Source organism: Pseudoalteromonas sp. 0802 (assembly GCF_013350085.1).
GTDB lineage: Bacteria > Pseudomonadota > Gammaproteobacteria > Enterobacterales > Alteromonadaceae > Pseudoalteromonas.
In genome coordinates this window covers 1-2,436 of record NZ_JABVXE010000056.1, presented here as the reverse complement: position 1 = coordinate 2,436, position 2,436 = coordinate 1, and the positions used below count along the sequence as shown (strand labels likewise).

At 40.7% G+C, this 2,436-nt stretch carries 2 protein-coding genes; one reads left to right on the top strand and one right to left on the bottom strand.

Features of this window, described 5'->3' with window-relative positions; all coding sequences use genetic code 11:
• Positions 1-309 precede the first annotated feature (309 nt).
• The gene (locus HUS61_RS21065) at positions 310-1,728 is read left to right on the top strand and encodes a sodium:alanine symporter family protein (RefSeq protein WP_175083665.1); all 1,419 of its coding nucleotides are present in this window, start codon (positions 310-312) and stop codon (positions 1,726-1,728) included.
• Between the two features lie 17 nt (positions 1,729-1,745).
• On the opposite strand, the gene HUS61_RS21060 is transcribed toward HUS61_RS21065, so the two are convergent.
• Positions 1,746-2,192, bottom strand: a complete 447-nt coding sequence (locus tag HUS61_RS21060) for a hypothetical protein (RefSeq protein WP_175083664.1) — start codon at positions 2,190-2,192, stop codon at positions 1,746-1,748.
• Positions 2,193-2,436: the final 244 nt, after the last annotated feature.

Sequence of the window (2,436 nt, the reverse complement as noted above, 5' to 3'; positions counted from 1 at the left end):
AATTTCAAACTTTCTTTCGATTATTTGAAACCGAAGTTTCACTTAACTCTCTGCTACGTTGTTCAGCGCCTTTCGTTACTGCCCGCCGTGTCAGTGGGGTCGCATTATAGGGAGATGGATTTTTAACGCAAGCACTTTTTGAAGGTTTTTTTGATTATTTTCAAATTGATCAGATACCCACTAAACGCAAACAGGTTACCCACAAATAACTGTGGATAACTGATGTTTTTTAGCAGAATAACTAAACTCTCCTCGCTTGTTATGGTAACTTGCGCCGCAGATTTTCCACTCGCTCACAAGGCAAGAAAAATGACAGACATTATAAATAGTATAAGTGGTCTCCTTTGGGGTCACATTCTGGTTTACCTTTTAATAGCTGCGGGGCTATTTTTCACTCTTCGACTCGGTTTTATTCAATTCACTCAATTCCCACATATGGTCAAAGTGATGTTTCAGAGCCGCCAAGGTTCTGGCGATGGCATTTCTTCATTCCAAGCATTTTGTACTTCTTTAGCTGCGCGAGTTGGTACGGGTAATATGGCAGGTGTTGCCGTTGCACTTTATTTAGGCGGTGCCGGTGCAATTTTCTGGATGTGGCTTATTGCTTTAATAGGTATGGCGACAAGTTTTGCCGAGAGTACTCTTGCTCAGGCATATAAAACCGTCGATGAAGATGGCAACTTTCGCGGTGGCCCTGCTTATTATATGGAATATGGTTTGGGCAAACGTTGGATGGGTGTGATCTTTTCTCTTTGCCTTATTCTTGCTTTTGGATTGGTGTTTAATGCCGTTCAATCAAACTCTATTGCTGCTGCATTTGATGTTGCGTTTGGTATTCCAAACTATGTTGTAGGTATCGGCTTAGTATTAGGGTCAGGTATTATTATTTTTGGTGGCTTAAAAACTATTTCACGTTTTGCAGAAATGGTTGTGCCATTTATGGCGCTGGCTTATTTGTTAGTTGCACTTTATGTGTGTGCCATGAACTACGATTTATTACCGGGCGTATTTATGCATGTTATTAATAGTGCCTTTGGTATCGAGCAAGCGGGTGCGGGTGCAATAGGTTATGGTGTAATGCAGGCCATGATCCAGGGTATTAAGCGTGGCTTATTCTCTAATGAAGCTGGTATGGGTAGCGCTGCAAATGCTGCTGCAACGGCAACACCTAACCCACCGCACCCAGCCTCACAAGGTTATGTACAAATGCTCGGCGTATTTGTAGATACAATTATTATATGTTCTGCAACTGCAGCACTTATTTTATTATCACAACAGCTTATACCTGATTCAGGTGTGACTGGCATTGCGTTAACACAAGCTGCCCTTGAAGAACATGTTGGTAGCTGGGGTGCCACCTTTGTTGCAATTGCAATTTTGTTTTTTGCATTTACCTCGATTGTTGCTAATTATTCTTACGCGGAAACCAATTTATTGTTCTTAGAGCATAACCATGCATCGGGTATGTTGATCTTCCGACTACTGGTACTTGGTATGGTGATGTTTGGTGCGCTTGGAGAATTACCATTAGTATGGACCCTTGCCGATGTTTCGATGGGTTTAATGGCTATTGTTAACGTCATCGCTTTATTTATGTTATCGGGCGTCGTTATTTGGCTCGCGAAGGACTACAACACACAACGTAAGGCAGGTAAATTACCTACTTTTGATCCTTCGCAAAACAAAAAGCTAAATCAAACTATTCCTAAAGGCGCGTGGCGCAAATAATCAAGCCAAGTTATTACTTAATTGGGGAGCGATTGTGCTCCCTTTTTTGTATTTGCTAATTTTTCAAAAACAGACAATATGAATGTAATCTGTTGCTCGTTAAGTTTGGATTCAAGCTGCGTAACAAGCTGCTCTTTTATTTGCGCTTTTAATGCTTGTTTTTGCTCTGCACTTAATAATGGCTGCGATTGTTGCTGATAAGATTGCACGGCGGTGAGCATAGCCATCACCACGTCATTATCAAAATCGGTTAGCGCCGCTTTGGCATTACTAATAGCCTGTTCTGATTTATCGAAGACGGTCGATACTTTATCAACAAGCACACTGATTTCATGAATTTTAAGTACGTCGTTAATGTTCGACATAATAATCGCAACAGGAAGGAGTACTAACGAGATCGCTAGACAAAGCCCAAATACGGCGCCTACCCAAAACTGATTTAAACCACGTTTAAATTGCTCCATTCTCTTTCCTTGATCTATTTAGTGAATTCAGTAGTGCTGAAAACTTGAAAACGCATTTGCTGATTTTAAAAGACTAAGGAAACTATAGAGCTATTTTGGCAATAAAAAAATAGTCAGATGAGGTTATAAAAAAAATATAAATGAAATAAAGAAGAGGTATTTTATATAAATGGTGCCCGGGGCCGGACTTGAACCGGCACGCTGTTACCAGCGAGGGATTTTAAATCCCTTGTGTCTACCAATT